The 15,345-nt window shown below is 59.9% G+C and carries 16 protein-coding genes and 1 pseudogene; 5 read left to right on the forward strand and 12 right to left on the reverse strand.

Annotation, left to right across the window (positions count from 1 at the left end; translation table 11 throughout):
* Positions 1-250: 250 nt before the first annotated feature.
* Together ACTJJ7_RS24280 and ACTJJ7_RS24285 are read right to left on the reverse strand one after the other, a co-directional pair.
* On the reverse strand, positions 251-1,000 hold the full coding sequence (locus tag ACTJJ7_RS24280) for an SDR family oxidoreductase (RefSeq protein ID WP_440969105.1): 750 nt from the start codon (positions 998-1,000) through the stop codon (positions 251-253).
* Positions 1,001-1,106: 106 nt separating this feature from the next.
* Complete coding sequence (locus tag ACTJJ7_RS24285; protein WP_440969106.1) at positions 1,107-2,027, reverse strand: alpha/beta hydrolase family protein; 921 nt, start codon at positions 2,025-2,027, stop codon at positions 1,107-1,109.
* 172 nt (positions 2,028-2,199) lie between these two features.
* On the opposite strand from ACTJJ7_RS24285, the gene ACTJJ7_RS24290 reads away from it, so the two are divergent.
* From ACTJJ7_RS24290 to ACTJJ7_RS24305, 4 genes and pseudogenes are all read left to right on the forward strand, one after another.
* On the forward strand, positions 2,200-2,757 hold the full coding sequence (locus ACTJJ7_RS24290) for a TetR/AcrR family transcriptional regulator (RefSeq protein ID WP_245421241.1): 558 nt from the start codon (positions 2,200-2,202) through the stop codon (positions 2,755-2,757).
* A 376-nt stretch (positions 2,758-3,133) separates the two neighbouring features.
* Positions 3,134-3,270, forward strand: a pseudogene (locus tag ACTJJ7_RS24295) (P-type conjugative transfer ATPase TrbB); the annotation flags it as partial.
* 318 nt (positions 3,271-3,588) lie between these two features.
* Positions 3,589-4,533 carry a pirin family protein gene (locus tag ACTJJ7_RS24300; protein WP_440969107.1) on the forward strand — a complete coding sequence of 315 codons (945 nt, stop codon included), beginning with the start codon at positions 3,589-3,591 and terminating at the stop codon, positions 4,531-4,533.
* 60 nt (positions 4,534-4,593) lie between these two features.
* Positions 4,594-4,992 carry a RidA family protein gene (locus tag ACTJJ7_RS24305; protein ID WP_162800208.1) on the forward strand — a complete coding sequence of 133 codons (399 nt, stop codon included), beginning with the start codon at positions 4,594-4,596 and terminating at the stop codon, positions 4,990-4,992.
* A gap of 16 nt (positions 4,993-5,008) precedes the next feature.
* Here ACTJJ7_RS24305 and ACTJJ7_RS24310 read toward each other — a convergent pair whose 3' ends face one another.
* The 9 genes from ACTJJ7_RS24310 to ACTJJ7_RS24350 all read right to left on the reverse strand — a co-directional run bounded on the left by ACTJJ7_RS24310 (position 5,009) and on the right by ACTJJ7_RS24350 (position 13,772).
* The gene (locus tag ACTJJ7_RS24310; protein ID WP_105737490.1) at positions 5,009-5,974 is read right to left on the reverse strand and encodes a zinc-binding dehydrogenase; all 966 of its coding nucleotides are present in this window, start codon (positions 5,972-5,974) and stop codon (positions 5,009-5,011) included.
* 106 nt (positions 5,975-6,080) lie between these two features.
* Complete coding sequence (locus tag ACTJJ7_RS24315) at positions 6,081-6,848, reverse strand: alpha/beta fold hydrolase (protein ID WP_105737488.1); 768 nt, start codon at positions 6,846-6,848, stop codon at positions 6,081-6,083.
* A gap of 357 nt (positions 6,849-7,205) precedes the next feature.
* Positions 7,206-7,502: a hypothetical protein gene (locus ACTJJ7_RS24320; RefSeq protein WP_130502133.1), complete on the reverse strand. Its 297-nt coding sequence runs from the start codon at positions 7,500-7,502 to the stop codon at positions 7,206-7,208.
* A 297-nt stretch (positions 7,503-7,799) separates the two neighbouring features.
* Positions 7,800-7,922 carry a hypothetical protein gene (locus ACTJJ7_RS24325; RefSeq protein WP_280952427.1) on the reverse strand — a complete coding sequence of 41 codons (123 nt, stop codon included), beginning with the start codon at positions 7,920-7,922 and terminating at the stop codon, positions 7,800-7,802.
* Positions 7,922-9,664 (reverse strand): monovalent cation:proton antiporter-2 (CPA2) family protein, encoded by a 1,743-nt coding sequence (locus tag ACTJJ7_RS24330; RefSeq protein WP_105737484.1) that lies wholly within the window; start codon positions 9,662-9,664, stop codon positions 7,922-7,924. Before ACTJJ7_RS24330 ends, ACTJJ7_RS24325 begins: the two co-directional genes overlap by 1 nt.
* Before the next feature lie 121 nt (positions 9,665-9,785).
* The gene (locus ACTJJ7_RS24335; RefSeq protein ID WP_440969108.1) at positions 9,786-10,628 is read right to left on the reverse strand and encodes an alpha/beta fold hydrolase; all 843 of its coding nucleotides are present in this window, start codon (positions 10,626-10,628) and stop codon (positions 9,786-9,788) included.
* A gap of 288 nt (positions 10,629-10,916) precedes the next feature.
* A complete protein-coding gene (locus tag ACTJJ7_RS24340; protein ID WP_105737480.1) occupies positions 10,917-11,807 on the reverse strand; it encodes a LysR family transcriptional regulator in 891 nt (296 codons plus the stop codon).
* A gap of 31 nt (positions 11,808-11,838) precedes the next feature.
* Complete coding sequence (locus tag ACTJJ7_RS24345; protein WP_440969109.1) at positions 11,839-12,876, reverse strand: Atu2307/SP_0267 family LLM class monooxygenase; 1,038 nt, start codon at positions 12,874-12,876, stop codon at positions 11,839-11,841.
* A 242-nt stretch (positions 12,877-13,118) separates the two neighbouring features.
* Positions 13,119-13,772 (reverse strand): hydrolase, encoded by a 654-nt coding sequence (locus ACTJJ7_RS24350; RefSeq protein ID WP_105737476.1) that lies wholly within the window; start codon positions 13,770-13,772, stop codon positions 13,119-13,121.
* Positions 13,773-13,993: 221 nt separating this feature from the next.
* Here ACTJJ7_RS24350 and ACTJJ7_RS24355 point away from each other — a divergent pair, with 221 nt between their 5' ends.
* Entirely contained in the window at positions 13,994-14,881 is an 888-nt protein-coding gene (locus ACTJJ7_RS24355) for a LysR family transcriptional regulator (RefSeq protein WP_440969110.1), read from the forward strand.
* 58 nt (positions 14,882-14,939) lie between these two features.
* On the opposite strand, the gene ACTJJ7_RS24360 is transcribed toward ACTJJ7_RS24355, so the two are convergent.
* A complete protein-coding gene (locus ACTJJ7_RS24360) occupies positions 14,940-15,326 on the reverse strand; it encodes a winged helix-turn-helix transcriptional regulator (protein ID WP_105737472.1) in 387 nt (128 codons plus the stop codon).
* Positions 15,327-15,345 lie beyond the last annotated feature (19 nt).

The following is a 15,345-nucleotide window of genomic DNA, read 5'->3' on the forward strand; positions in this document are numbered from 1 at the left end:
CTTGTTTCAATCGTCCCCTGTGGTTTCAGCGGGGGCACTGGAGTGATCGACATGGCGTTCCTGAGCGTAATCCGACGCTGGCATTTTCGGGATGATCTATCGATCCGGGAGATATGCCGTCGGACGGGCCTATCGCGGAACCCGGCCACTCGTCATCGCTCAGTGTCTCATAGGGGCGAGTGAAATTGGGGTGACGGAGCGCATCGGCTCATTCGACTCTTCCGGCCGGTGAAGGGGCAGAAGTGAGCCGTTATGCGACCTGTGCGGCAAGCTTTACGGCATCCGCGCCGGCGAGGATGCGAAACGGCGAAGAGGCATCGGTTACTGCCTGCCAGACCGCTTTTGCCACGTCGTCCGCAGTGGTGATTTCGGCCGGCTGCGGCGGTGTTGCGGAGAACACCTGTTTCGCCCAGCTGGCATAGGCTTCGGGTATGCCGTTCTGCGAGCGATCGCGGGCGGTCGCGCTAAAGGAAGTTTTCGGCGCCCGACCGGGAATGACGAGCCGCACGCGTACCCCGAACAGCTCCACCTCCAAGGCGAGGTTTTCGCTGAATGTCTCCACCGCCGCCTTGCTGGCCGTGTAGGCTGATAGCAGCGGCAATGGTTTGAGAGTCACGGCGGACGACACATTGACAATCACGCCCGATCCCTGCTTGCGGAAGCCGGGCAGTGCGGCTTGCGTCATCGCCATGGTGCCGAAGGTGTTCAGCTCGAAAAGCTGGCGCATTGCTTCTATCGACACGCCTTCCAGCGCGCCCATGAGACCGGCTCCGGCATTGTTGACGAGGGCGTCGATTGGTCCAGCCTCGTTCAAGGCGCGGCTGATACTGGCAGCCTCGGTCACATCGAGCGCAACGATGCGCAGACGTTCGGATGCAGGAAGTACGTCCTTACGAGGCTTGCGCATCGTGGCAATGACGGTCCAGTCGCGATCGAGGAAATAGCGGGCAGTCTCAAGCCCGAAGCCGGACGAGCTGCCGGTGATAAGGATTGTGTTCATGTGAAACTCCTGTTTGTGGTGATGATATAGCGTGACCGCGGAAGGGCTGGACGCGCGTTACGAGGGAGCCGGAAAAGGCGCGCCGGCGGCCTACTTCGTCTCGACGCTACCTTCCGGCGTAGCATCGGCTGCCAGCGCCGAGACCGTATCCGAAAATGCGCGATCGCCGGGATAGCGCGCTGCGGAGGAAGGTGGTTGAAAGGCGCTGGATCGCGGCGACCCGCTGGGGCCGTTCGTCTGTCGTCTCGAGCGCCTCGTAACCAGGGATGCCGCCAAGAGCATGCTCTCCGCCAAAGGCCGTAAACAATGCCTTGGGTGAGGGGCTCAAATCGTAGGCATCACGCCACCATTCAGCGCCACGTGTCGAAAGCCTGCCCACACCACGATCGCCGACGATGATCAGGGTCGGTGCCGTCATGGTCGAGAAATCTGGATACATGAATGGGTAGGTACGAGCTGCATATTCGGTCAGGTCATTGCCTCGGCCTGGCGTCGCCAGCAGCACGCCCGTCTTCACGCGATTGTCCTTCCCATTGACTACCGATCCGCCGTCGGGATCGGGATGGGTGGCGCCTAGCAGGGTACTGGCGGTCTGCGCGCCCCGCGAATGGCCAGCAACCGTGATGCGCGAGTGATCGAGCCGCCCCCGGATCATCAATACTTCGTTCTCGATGCGATCGAGCCCGTCGAGAACGGCGGCGAGGTCTTCCTCACGGAAGCGCCAGAATTGGGCGCGACGAGGATCGTCCGGGGTAAGGTCGAGCATCCGCGAATCCAGGTGTGTTGGCTGGATCACGGCGAAGCCATGTGCTGCCCAATAATCAGCGAGGGGGCCATAGGCGTGAAATGACTGGCCATTGCCGTGCGAGAAGACGACGAAGGGCAGCGCGGCGCCTGCGATCGGTAAGGAAACCCGAAGGTGCAGATCAATGCCTCGTCCCGGGGACGGCAAGATAATGGGAGAGATGGAGACAATAGCGGGTAAGCTGGCGGCGTGCGCGCGGGTTTCAGCGAACGAGCTGGACATAGGACTGCGAACCTCCGAACTGGCAAACGGATCAATGATCCGTTATACTGTTAATACGGATCATTGATCCGTTTAGCAAGAAGGATCGCGAAAAATGTTGTCGACCAAATTTCGGAATGCAGTCGAGGCCGCGTCACCGGTTCCTGGCGATGCCCAAGCGCCCACACCACGAATGCGTGCCGATGCGCGCAGGAACGAGGAAGCAGTTTTGGAAGCCGCCAAGATCGTGTTCGCCCGTTCGGGGGTGGACGCGCCCATCCGGGAGATCGCGACGCAAGCGGGCGTTGGGCTGGGTACGCTCTACCGCCGTTTCCCGACGCGTGCCGACTTGGTGGCCGCGGTATTCCGCCGCGAGGTTGATGCGTGCGCCGATGCGGCAGCGCCGCTTGCCGCTGAGCGCGGGCCAGCCGATGCGTTGGCAGCTTGGCTGAAGCGCTACACGCGTTTCTTGGCCACCAAGCAGGGGTTGGCCGCCGCGCTCCATTCCGGTGATCCGGCATTCGCCGCCTTGCCTGACTATTTCCGCAGCCGATTTGAACCGGCTCTGTCGACGCTGCTCAACGCCGCAGCCGGTGCGGGAGAAGTCCGAGCTGACGTTGCGCCCTACGATCTGCTGCGCGCGATCGGAAATCTCGCCGTGGCTTCGGGGGAGGATGGGCCGGCGCACACCGAACGAATGCTCATGCTGCTGCTGGATGGCCTGCGGTATGGTGCGGCGAAGGCAAAATAGCCGCAATTACCGCGAAAATGCTCGATAGGACCGATACCAGAAATGGAAGCTTTCGGTGCTCCCCTTTCCAAACGAAGCCTTACTGGTTTCCACCCAATTGCTGCCTTTGTAAGGGCCGCCGAATCGCCGGCCGGCATTTTTACACGCAGTCGGCGACCAATCGCAGCGACTAATCCGTCAAGATGCGGCCCTCGCCAAAATTCTCCTATATTTGCACGCCACGCTACGACTACGACGGAAACTTGTTGAACCGGCCTGATTCCGGGCTCTTTTAATCATCCCTGATCCCGGGACCATCTGTTGCGTCCCAACGAGAAACGGGGACGAGGTAGCATCCACCCACCACAGACGGGAAGTGATCCAACGCGGCGTGCGCATGCTGCGCACCGCGTTCGGAGCGGCAATCGCCAGGTTTCTGGAAAACCCGGCTGTGGTCGAGGTGGTGAGACGATGACGGCCGCCGACGGCGAACGCATCGTCCGCCTGGTCGGGCACCAAGTCGGTGCGGACTTGCCCGTTCCCCTTGGTGTGACACAGCTTCGCATGAATGGGCGCTACCGCACCATAAATATAAATGTCAGTGTCGTTTGAAGCACTGTCGGAGGCGGTTTGGCCTGCCAATCACACTAGTCTCATCGGCAACAAAAGACGTTTTCATGACCTTTTATAATGGATTTGCTCGCTTCTTCGCCCAACCACTCGGTAGCCGTTCGGATCGATCACCAGCCCCACCAGCTTGGGTTGACGCCTGCCAAAAGATGCGGCGACCAACCGCCAATCGTCCGCCACCTGCTGTGGCCTCTATAACCAGTTTGAGCGAAGGAACGTGACATGAGCTGGAATCCCACACAGACCCCCGAATGCCCAGAAACTGGCAGCCTCGACGCAATCGAGACCCTCATCATCCCGCGCACCCGCGATCTTGGCGGGTTCGAAGTGCGCCGTGCATTACCCGCCCCGAAACGACAGATGGTTGGCCCCTTCATCTTCTTCGATCAGGTGGGACCGGCGGAATTCCTGACTGGCGCTGGCATCGACGTACGTCCGCATCCGCATATCGGGCTGGCGACCGTGACCTATCTTTATGAGGGCGCTTTTCACCATCGCGACAGCACCGGCGCCGACCAGATTGTCTACCCCGGTGAGGTGAACTGGATGATCGCCGGTAATGGCGTCACCCATTCCGAACGCACCAGCGAGGAGATGCGCCGCCGTCCCCGCACCGCTTTCGGAATCCAGACCTGGGTTGCGCTGCCGGATCACGCGGAAGACACTGCGGCCAGTTTCGAGCATCACGGCTGCGAGGCGCTGCCGTTCATCGAGGATCAAGGCAAGCAGGTCCGGCTGATCATCGGCTCGGCCTGGGGGGCACGGGCCCCGGCCAAGACCTTCACTGAGACCTTCTATGCCGATGTCATTCTATCGGCCGAAGCAAAGCTGCCCTTGCCGGACGATCATGAGGATCGCGGAGTCTATGTCGTCGAGGGCAGCATCCTGATCGCCGGAACTCCGTTTGCCGCGGGTCAGATGATGGTGTTCCGTCCCGGCGACCGGATCAGCCTGACCGCGGGCGAGGCAGGCGCACGCCTTATGGTGCTCGGCGGCGAGACAATGAATGGACCGCGCTATATTTCGTGGAACTTCGTCGCCTCTTCGCAGGAGAAAATTGACGGTGCGAAAGAGGCCTGGCGCAAGGGCGACTGGGAGCATGGTCGCTTCCGTCTACCGCCCGGCGACGAGGCTGAGTTCATTCCGCTGCCCGAACAGCTGAAGTAATCGAATGTCGAACCAGATTGGTTAACATACCCATCGACAGCTATTAAGAGAGAACGAGAAATGACGAAACCCCAGGCCATCTTTCCCGTAAACAGGCATGCTCTTTACGAAGAACATCACTACTCGGCAGCGATCCAATCCGGCGATCTTCTTTTTGTTTCGGGGCAAGTTGGCAGCCGTGGCGATGGAACACCCGAACCCGATTTCGAACGTCAGGTTCAACTGGCGTTCGACAACCTCAAGGCTACACTCGATGCAGCAGGCTGCACGTTCGATGATCTCGTGGACGTCACCACGTTCCACACAGACCCGGAGAACCAGTTCGCAACGATCATGGCAGTGAGGCACAGGTTTTTCACCAAGCCGCCTTATCCCAACTGGACTGCCGTTGGAGTGAACTGGTTGGCCGGGTTCGATTTCGAGATCAAGGTCATCGCGCGCATACCGGAGAGCAGATAGATCCTGGGGTCTTCCTTCATCCGCCCACTGTAAGGACGGCCTTTCCCGCGAACTCTCTTTTCAGGAGTTCGCGGGCTGTTGCATCGATGGTAGCCCATGGGGCGGTTTTTCCGATAACCGGACGCAGACTTCCATCGGAGAGCCGCCGCGCAAGGTCGGCAAGAATGGCCGACCCGTCGGCCGCGCCATCCGGCCGGGTCAATTCCTCGAGGAGAAAGAAACCGTAGAGAACCGTACCGCCGTATGCTCCGCCGGACTGAAGGCGGAAGCGACGGGCGTCAAAGGTCGTGAGCGTATCCTCCGAAGCATCACCGAAAAGAACACAGACGCCGCGCGATGCCAGCCACATCAGCGCATCGCCCAGAAGCGAGCCTCCGACGCCCTCAAGAATAAGGTCGTAGGGCCCACCCTTCTCGCCGGCCTCGACGCCGACCGCGATATCGTTCGCGCCAAGGCTGCGCAGGAACTCCGCATTCGACCCATCCCGCGCGAAGGCCGTCACATGGGCGCCTGCAGCCGCTGCGAGCTGGATTGCATAAATACCGACACCACCCGTGGCCGCCGTGACGAGAACACGGCTTCCTGGACCGATCGCCTTCTTCTGCAGCGCTACGGCCGCGGTCAAACCTGCGACAGGGAGGGTCGAGGCCACTTCAAAGCTTACGTCGCCCGGAATTTTGGCAAGCCGGCTCGTCGGCACGGCGACACGTTCTGCCCAGCCACCGCTCCATACCAGGCCCACCACGCGATCACCCGGTCGGAAGCCGGATTCTTCTGGGGCCGTCTGTACCACGCCGGACAAATCCCATCCGGGTCGATTGCCATCGGTACCCTCATGGAGCGCACCGCGAACTTCACCGTTGTTCAGCGAGAACGCGCGAACCGCGACGATTGCCTCGTCCGGCGCGGCATCAGGTTCTGTATGGTCGGCAAGGACAAGGTGAGTTTCTGCACCCGTCTTCGAAACTGTAACAGCTTTCAATGTGACACTCCTCGATTCAGTATTCGATCAGATTTGGATCTGCTTGCGTATCGCGTTGCGGGTGGAAACACGCGCAACGGTGGTCGGATATCGACCGAAAGCAGGATTATTTCGCAGCCTCTTCGATCAGATATGTTACAACCTTCGGATGCGAGACCATCACGACATGCGATGCCCCCTCGACCACGACCGTCCGCTTGGAGCCTGCACGCTCCGCCATGAAGCCGAGTGCCTTGGCCGGGATGTTTTTGTCGCTGTCGCCATAGACGAAGTAGGACGGCAGCGTTTTCCAGGCCGGTTCACCGGACTTGTCCGTCAGGGCCGCTTCAGTAATTGGCCGTTGGCCGACAGCCATTAGTGCCGAGACCTCTGACGGAACGTCGTGCGCGAACTGGGCGCGGAACTTAGTCTGGTCGATGTAGAGATCGACGCCGCCGTCAGTGAGCTTGACAGGGGCTGCAAGCGCATCCCCAAGCGTCCCGCCGGGGAACTTGCCTGCGAGCTCGGCAGCGGCCTCGCCGGCGTCCGGTGCAAACGCCGCGACATAGACCAGCGACTTGACGTTGTCGTGCCCCTTGGCAGCGTTCGTGATGACCTGACCGCCATAGGAATGACCAACCAGGACCACCGGACCCTTGATGTTGCCGACGACGTCGGAAACGAGGCGGGCGTCATTCGCGACGCTGCGCAGCGGATTGGCGACTGCGACCGCTTTGTACCCCTCCTTCTGGAGGTGAGTGATGACTCCATTCCAGCTTGATGAGTCAGCAAATGCACCATGAACGAGGATGATAGTGGGCTTGACCGGTTGAGCGATAGCGGCACCGGACAGAATGGCGGTCGCGATAGCAACCGTTGCAGCAAGCTTGAGCATGATCAGTTCCTACTATATCTGTTTTTGTGTATTCCCGGATGGAGAATCCGAGGCGCGGACGAAACTTGCTGCCGAAGGCAAAGCGTTCGGTCTAATAATCACCGTCGTGGACGCTCCAGGTCTTGCTATTGGTCCGCTGGAGGTATTCCGGCATTCGTTTAGTCGATATCTGCGGACAGATAAGACTGATCGATGTCGACGAGCACGAAGACTTCAGAGCGACACACAGACCAGAGCTGTTACAGGCAGTCATCGTTCAATCCTTTACTTGCGGGTGGCATGATTTCTATTGTTGCGGCACGAGCTTAGGTAGCCCTTTTTCATGAAGAGCTGTGTCGCTGAAAGCGGAACGCTGCACTATGCATTCGTAAATAAGTAGGGGTGATCTGGCGGCATGCGGTGGTCGATACCGTAGCAGATCATGCCGTGCCGCTCTGCGTCTACCCGCGCACTTCCCCGACAGCAATCGCCGCCGCCAAAAACAAGCGCGCCGCCATACAGATCGATAAGAACACAATCCCCAAGTCGAATATTCTCCGGGGTCGCTACGTGAACGGTGGTTGTGCCGAGATGTAGTGTTTCGAGATTTCCTTTCGTTTTCTTCACAGCGTCCAGCAGAGTTTCGGCATAATACCTGTCGGCAGCGATCTGCATCTGCCGGCATCCCTCACGATCTTGCGGTGACGGTGTTGGAAATAGCGCGTTGAGCGGCGTTCCCTCGCGCACGGCGGCATGCAACATCGCCTGCGCTTCGGCGCCCATTGAGGCGGGGACGGGGATTATGCGTTCGTCTACGCGGACTCTTTGTGAACAATTGGGTTTTGACCGTCTTTCATTGGAATTTTCTCCCAATCCATCCATCCGTCTCGCTGATGTCTTCGTCCGCCAGTCCGTGGCCGACTGGAAGCTCACGCACTTCCACGGGCGCACCATTTACCTTCAAGGCGTCAGTCACTGCTCACGCTTTATGCGCAGATGGATCATTTGTTCATTGAGCATCAGCACGCTCGTTCCGGAAAGATCCACAGCAGAGACGGTCACCGCGATATGTGCGTTTGCAGAAAGCCGGATCATCAGAGCGGCTTTCGCATGGGTTGAAGGAGCAGCTGGTTGCTGCCCGACATGGTGTCCCCGTGAACCTGCTCAGACAGGCGCTCGGCATCGCGCCGACGAATCTCGATGGTGGCATCTTCAATATCGGCTTCCCCGTAGCCCAACGCCCGCAAACCTTCGGCTCCCATCAGGTAAGCGGATTCGACCGTTTCACGAATCTGATAATCGACGCCGGCGCGGATCAGGTCTATCGCGTTTCCACGATCGTAGCTGCGGACAAGAAGCTTCGCCTGGGTGAACTCGTGTTGCGCCAGTTCCACGATCTTCATCGCGGCCTTCGGGTCGTCGACACAGACCATGATCGCATCGGCTTCCCCCGCACCGGAGTGGCGCAGCGTGTCGAGCCGGGTTCCGTCGCCGAAGAAGACCTTGAACCCGTATCGCCCGGCATCGCGGATGCGGTCAGGGTCCTTGTCGATGACAGAAAGCTCCACGCCCTGTGATAGAGGTATCTGTGACGCGATCTGACCGAAGCGTCCAAACCCGATGACAAGGACCCGCCCCTTGAGATCGTGGGCGGGATCGACGCCATCCATCGACGCTTCCGTTCGAAGCAGAAGGTCGGTCGCTATCGTGAGTAGCGGGGTCAGTACCATAGAGAGGATCACGACAGTAGCAAACAGTGCGTTCTCCCGAGTGTCGATCACACCGCCCGAGGTCGCTGCCGCATAGAGGACGAAGGCGAATTCACCGCCCTGAAGGAACATCGACATGCGATGCAGGGCCTGATGGTTCGAGCCGCCGAACAGACGCGCGACCGCATAGACCACAGCGCCCTTCGTGACCGTGAATGCGCCCAGCAGGGCCAGCAGGAGCGGCCATTCGGCCGCGACGATCGAAAAGTCCAGAGACATTCCCACGGCAAGGAAGAACAGTCCCATAAGCAAGCCGCGAAACGGCTCGATATCGCTTTCGATCTGGTGGCGGTAGCTCGAGCCCGAGAGCATCACTCCGGCGAGGAACGCGCCCATCGCCATCGACAAGCCGGCTACGTCCATCAGCAGTGCTGCGCCGAACACGACCAGTAGCGCACCTGCCGTCAGCACTTCGCGGGTGCGGGCGCGTGCCAGCAAGGCGAAGAACGGATTCAGGCCCCAGCGCGACACGCCCATAAGCACAAGCAGCGCTGCAACGGCCACGAAGGCTTCAGTCCATCCTGCCTGTCCATGCGAGAGAGGTGAGAGAAAGGCAACCACCGCCAGCAGCGGTACGATCATCAGATCCTCAAACAACAGAATAGCGACCGACTTCTGTCCCTCTGAGCTCGAGATCTCTCCCCGGTCCTGCAGCACCGACATGATGACGGCGGTTGAGGATAAAACAAAACCCGCCCCAGCGATGAAAGCGACGGTCGCGGAAAGGCCAAGGAGCACCGCGCCCGTCAGTGTAAGAGCGGCTGTGGCTATGAAGACCTGTACAAGGCCCAGCCCGAAAATCTGGGCCCGCATCGCCCATAACTTGTTCGGGCGCAGTTCCAGTCCTATCACAAACAGGAACATCACCACACCAAGCTCGGAAAAATGGAGGATGGATTGGGTGTCGGTGAACAGCCCCAGCACCGATGGCCCGACAAGAACACCAGCGGCGAAGTAGCCGAGCACCGATCCGAGCCCTAGCCGGCGGAATAACGGTACAGCGACAACAGCCGCTCCCATCAGGACTACTGCCGGTCCAATGGTTTGCCCCAAGCTTACTTCAGCCATCTACGTGCCTTTCCTGCTTTGCGTTGTTCATGATCGAAGGGCGACGGGGCGGCCGACGATAAGCCGTCACCCCGTGATTGACAGTTGGAAGCGAGGCCCGGCATGGTGTCCGCCACCTCGCTCAAGCCTTGTCGCGACCTTCGATGAACGCCAGCAGATCGGCGTTGATCACTTCGGGATGCGTGGCGAACAGGCCGTGCGACAGGCCTAGATAGGTCTTCAGCGTGCCGTTCGGCAGGAGGTCGATCGCCTTGAGGGCCGAAGCATCGATAGGGACCACCTGATCGTCTTCGCCGTGCATCAGCAGAACCGGCTGCGACACGGCCTTCAGGTCCTCGGTGAAGTCCGTCTCCGAGAAGGCGGAGATGCAGTCGTAATGGGCCTTTGCGCCACCCATCATGCCCTGCCGCCACCAGTTGCGGATCAGTCCGTCGCTGACTTTGGCACCTTCGCGGTTGAAGCCGTAAAAGGGGCCGGTCGGGACGTCGAGGAAGAACTGCGCACGGTTGCGCAGAAGCGCCTCGCGAAATCCATCCAACACCTGCATCGGCAGGCCGCCGCGATAACGCGGCGTTGCCAGCATGATTGGCGGCACGGCGCCAATCAGCACGGCCTTCGACACACGGCCAGGCTCGCTGCGAGCGACATAACGGATCACCTCGCCGCCACCCGTTGAGTGCCCGACGTGAACCGCCTCCTTCAGATCGAGTTCCCGCACCAGCTCCGCGACGTCGGACGCATATGTGTCCATGTCATTCCCTGTGTCGGTCTGGTCCGAGCGACCATGACCGCGCCGGTCATGCGCGACGACTCGGTACCCCTTGCCAAGGAAGAAAAGCATTTGGTTGTCCCAGTCGTCCGCGCTGAGCGGCCAGCCGTGATGGAACATGATGGGCTGCGCTTCTTTCGAACCCCAGTCCTTGTAGAAGATCCGGGTGCCGTCCTGCGTTGTAATCACCGTCATGGTTTCTTTGCTTTCCTTAGGTTCTCGGATGGGAAGACCGGGTTGCCACCATCTTCCCGATGGTGAGCGATCGTCGTTGAATCCTTCTCTGGGCGATCATCGGCACGCGGATGTTCTTGTCGCTTCATTGGATCAGTCCAGATCGACGAGCTGCAGGCGCAGCGCCCGGACCATGCGAAGCATCTCCTCGGCGTCATGGCATAAGCCCGCGGTTCAGTTGCAGGCTGTAAGTCGTAGTCTGTCGCGACAAGCCAATTCGAAACATGAGAAGCGTGCGAGTGAAGGCCGTCATGTCCCGGCACTCCAAACAGGCGCATTTCGCCCAAACGATTCGATCAGCAACTCTGAAAGGATGCGCACCTTTTGCGCCGGATGCGGACTGGGTGGGCGCACGACGTGGACAGTGCCGACCGGCAGTGGATATGCGGTCATGACTGGTACGAGCGCGCCGGACGCAAGATAATGTTGCGTGACACAGTTGGGAAGCCATGCAAGGCCAAGCCCGGCCGCCGCTGCATTGGCAAGTGCCATGCCGTTCTCGGTTTTGAACCGTCCTTGTGGCTGCACGGTGACGATTTTCTCTCCATCCATGAACCGCCACGTTTCAGCTCCCACCAATGCGTGGTGAGAGCTGATCTCATCCGGTGTTTCCGGTGAGCCATGCATCTTGATGTATTCGGGACTTGCGACCAACTGCCCATAGATCTGACCAACTCGCCTGGCGATCAGGTTCGAATCACGCAGTGCACCGACCCGGATCGCACAGTCAAATCCCTCTGCGATCAAATCCACGAAGCGATCATTGTAGTCGGCCTGTATTTGCAGCTTTGGATGAAGCCATGCCATCCGAGAAAGCACGGGCGCAAAATGCACCGGCCCCGATGTCAGTGGCACGGCGACGCGCAACCGCCCGCGAAGGTCATCGTCCGGCAATATCTCGTCTTTCGCCGCATCGATTTCGGCGCAAACCTTTGCCGCATGTTCCCGAAATGTAACCCCGGCCTCTGTCAGCGCGGCACCACGGGTCGTTCGTGCAAGAAGCTGGATGCCCAAGGCTCCCTCGAGCCGGATGAGACGGCGACTGACCATCGACTTCGATATCCCCAGCCGACGGGCCGCGGGAGAAACGCCGCAGGCATCGGCAACTTCGACAAATGTCCGCAGATCCTCGATATCCATATCGTCACCCCGCTTCGATTTCGTTTCTCGATCAGATCTTTCCCGCAGCCCTCACGATTGGCGCCACTTCGGTACCGAGAAGCTCGATTGAACGTTTCATTGCCGCCGTTTCCAGAGAAGCGGTGCTCATCTGAAAGGTGATGCGAGAAAGGGCGCCGAGCGCCTGGCTGGCTTGAAGCATCTTTTCCGCAACCGTCGCCGGGGCGCCGATAAGAAAGGCGCCTTGAGGGCCCGCCATGTCTTCGAACTGCTGACGCGTCGGGGGCGACCAGCCACGCTCGCGACCGACCTTCGCTGTCAGATGCGCCCAGCCCGGGAAGAAGGCATCCCTGGCTGCCGCGTCGGTCTCGCCGACAAAGCCCATCGCGTGAACACCTACCTTGAGCTTCTCGGGACCGTGTCCCGCGCGTATGCCGGCCTCACGATAGAGATCGACGAGCGGGCGAAACCGTTCAAAGGTTCCCCCAATGATCGCCACCATCAGCGGAAGGCCGAGCGCGCCGGCACGCGCGAAGGATTGTGGCGTACCACCGACGCCGATCCATAGAGGCAGCCGTGGCTGGTGGGGCCGCGGAAAGACGCCTTGACCATTCAGTGCCGAACGGAATTGGCCTTCCCAGACAGGATTGCTTGTCTCGCCAAGCTTCAGGAACAGGTCGAGCTTCTCGGCGAAGAGTTCGTCATATGCCCTTGTGTCCAGGCCGAAGAGCGGAAAGGCCTCGCCGAACGAACCACGGCCGACGACGAGTTCGGTGCGTCCTTTGGAAATCAGATCAAGGGTCGCAAACTCCTGGAAGAGTCTTACAGGATCGGCGGCGCTCAATACCGTTACCGCGCTCGTCAATCGAATCTGGCTGGTGCGCGCCGCTGCTGCGGCAAGTATGATCGCCGGTGCGGAATCGAGGAATTCAGCGCGATGATGCTCGCCGATGCCGAACACGTCGAGCCCGACCCTGTCGGCGACCTCCACTTCCTCAAGAAGATCGGCCATGCGGTTGGTCGCCGAAGGGAGCTTTCTTGTGGTCGGATCAGGAAGGATCGCGGCAAAGCTGTCGACACCAATTTCCATGAAGGCTCCTTCGAAACTCTTTGGTTGATGGGGGTGGCCGCGAGGGGAGGTCGCTGCTCAACCCCTCCGGTACCCAATATCGCTCAGCGGGATAGTCGTCGCATTTGCGGCCGCCCCTACCGCTTCACAACGGCCTCCGGCATCGACGTAAACTCCGCCTCGCTGTCGACCGGCGTTGATGAATGCGACGGGGAGGACGCTTGCGATTGTACGCCCTTCCCCTTTCCGATAGCCGATTCAGATCAGGCGGTTTTGCGCGCCACCGGCGTATTGAGAAGCTGCTGCTCCCAAAGATAGGCGATGCCGCTGCCGGCGAAGTGCTGGATAAGTATCTCGGTCAGCTGCTCGACATGCCCGGTGCGCGCCCAATCGCGTTGCCATTCACCAGCGAGCGCCATCACGGTCATCGGGTTCGCGCCGGCTGCGATCATACGCTGGACGGCAACTTCGTGAGATTCCTTTGAAATCCCGCCCGACGCGTCGGTGATCACGGTCACGTCCCAGCCTTCGCCGGCGGCCTGGATCACAGGCATTGCCACGCAGACCTCGGTCCACAGGCCGGCGATGATCAGCTGCTTGCGTCCGGTCGCCTTGACGACGTTCACCACGTTCTCGTCCTGCCAGGTGTTGACCCAGGTGCGGTCGATGACCTCCTGGTCCGGAAATACGTCGGTGATCTGCTTGAAGAGAAGACCGCCGCGCCCCGCGATCACACTGGTCAGAATGGTCGGGACATCGAAGGCTTTTGCCAGCTTCGCCAGCGCGGTCGTGCTGTTGACCACAGCTTGCGGGTCGTGGCTGTTCAGGTTCGCAAGCTGATAGGGCTGGTGGTCGATCAGAACGAGGACCGAGTCTTCGGGACGAAGAAGCGAATCAAGGCCGTTACGAAAGGTCATGGAAGCATCCTTTGCTGGGAGGTGGGTTTATCGAACGATGGGTGCTGCCTCAGGCGGCGCCTCAATTGACACTGTCATTTCTTTTTATGATCCGGTAGCACCCGTTCCCGCGAAGCTGTGTCGCGAATGAAGGAACGCCAACATCGCCCCCGGTTATTTCTCTTTGTGATACGATTGGAGCGATTCGAGCACTAATCTGTCGTGAATACAGGAACGTTGATTTGGATATCGAAGACTTGCGGACCTTCGTGGAAGTTGCCGACGCTGGCGGGGTTTCTCCCGCCGCGCGGCGGCTCGGCATCTCCAAGTCGATGGTCAGCCGGCGTCTTATTCGGCTTGAAAAGGATCTGGGCGTGCAGTTGCTCGCCCGCACGACGCGCGGCGCCGCCCTAACCGAGGCCGGCATCACCTTCCGGGAACACGCGGCAAAAGTCTGCGCCGAGATCGACATTGCCAGGGAGGCGATATTGCCTGCCGGCGACCTTCGCGGTCGGCTAAGAATAGCAGCTCCGCTTACATTCGGTCCGACACACTTTGCCCCGGTGCTCGCATCCTTGGCGCAGCGCCATCCGGAGTTGCAGGTTCAAACCAGCTATACGGATCGGTTCGTTGACTTGATCGCAGAAGGGTTCGACTGCGCGATAAGGGTCGGCCATCTTGCTGACTCAAATATGCTTGCAAGACGCGTTGGCTGGACCTCCGCCAAATACGTTGCAACGCCCGACTACATCAAAAAGCACGGCTCGCCCGAGACGCCAGAGGAATTCCTCACGCACGAGGTCGTCATGCAGGGCACTGAAACCTGGCTGGCAATGGATGGGGAGAAGATCATCACGCTGAAACCGCAGGGCCGCTTCAAAGCCGATAATGCCGTGGCTCTTGTGGCTGCAGCACTTGCCGGGATTGGTCTTGCCGGTGTCCCCGAAGAATTAATTAAGGAGCATCTGGCTTCCGGCGTGTTGGTCCCGGTCATGACGCGCTATCCGCCGCCCAAATTGGGCATCTATGTGATCCGGCCGCCGGGGCAGCATCCCGCACGCAAGATACGGATGCTCACCGAGATGCTAGTCGAGTGTTTTGAAGACTTTTCAACAGATCGTGAAAACTAAGGGCCAAAGCGCTAATGATGGCAACCCGCACGTTTGCCTGCATTTTGCCGCGCGTGGCTCAAACTGTTACCTGATCGTGGCGCGCGTCAAAGCTACGTTGGCAGTCCTGAATCACGTCGATGTTCTCGATGGTCCAGTCGAACAGGATCGAGAACGGCTCTTGCAGCGATCGCCCAAGCGGCGTCAGCGCATACTCGACGCCGAGCACGCGCCCGTCCAGAACCCTGCGCGTCACCATGCCGTTGCGCTCCAGCTTGCGTAGCGTCTGGGTCAGCACGCGCTGGGTTACGCCATCGAGACGGCGTTTGATCGCATTGAAGCGCCGGGGATCGCTGAGCACAGCCAGCACCATCATCGACCATTTGTCCGCGATCTGGTCGAGGATCACCCGGCTCGGGCAGTCGGCACGGTAGACCGGGTCATTTTCACGTGTTGGTTTATCCATCGGTATCCTCCGGCATCCC

Source organism: Phyllobacterium sp. 22229, from assembly GCF_052056495.1.
Taxonomy (GTDB): Bacteria; Pseudomonadota; Alphaproteobacteria; order Rhizobiales; family Rhizobiaceae; genus Phyllobacterium; species Phyllobacterium myrsinacearum.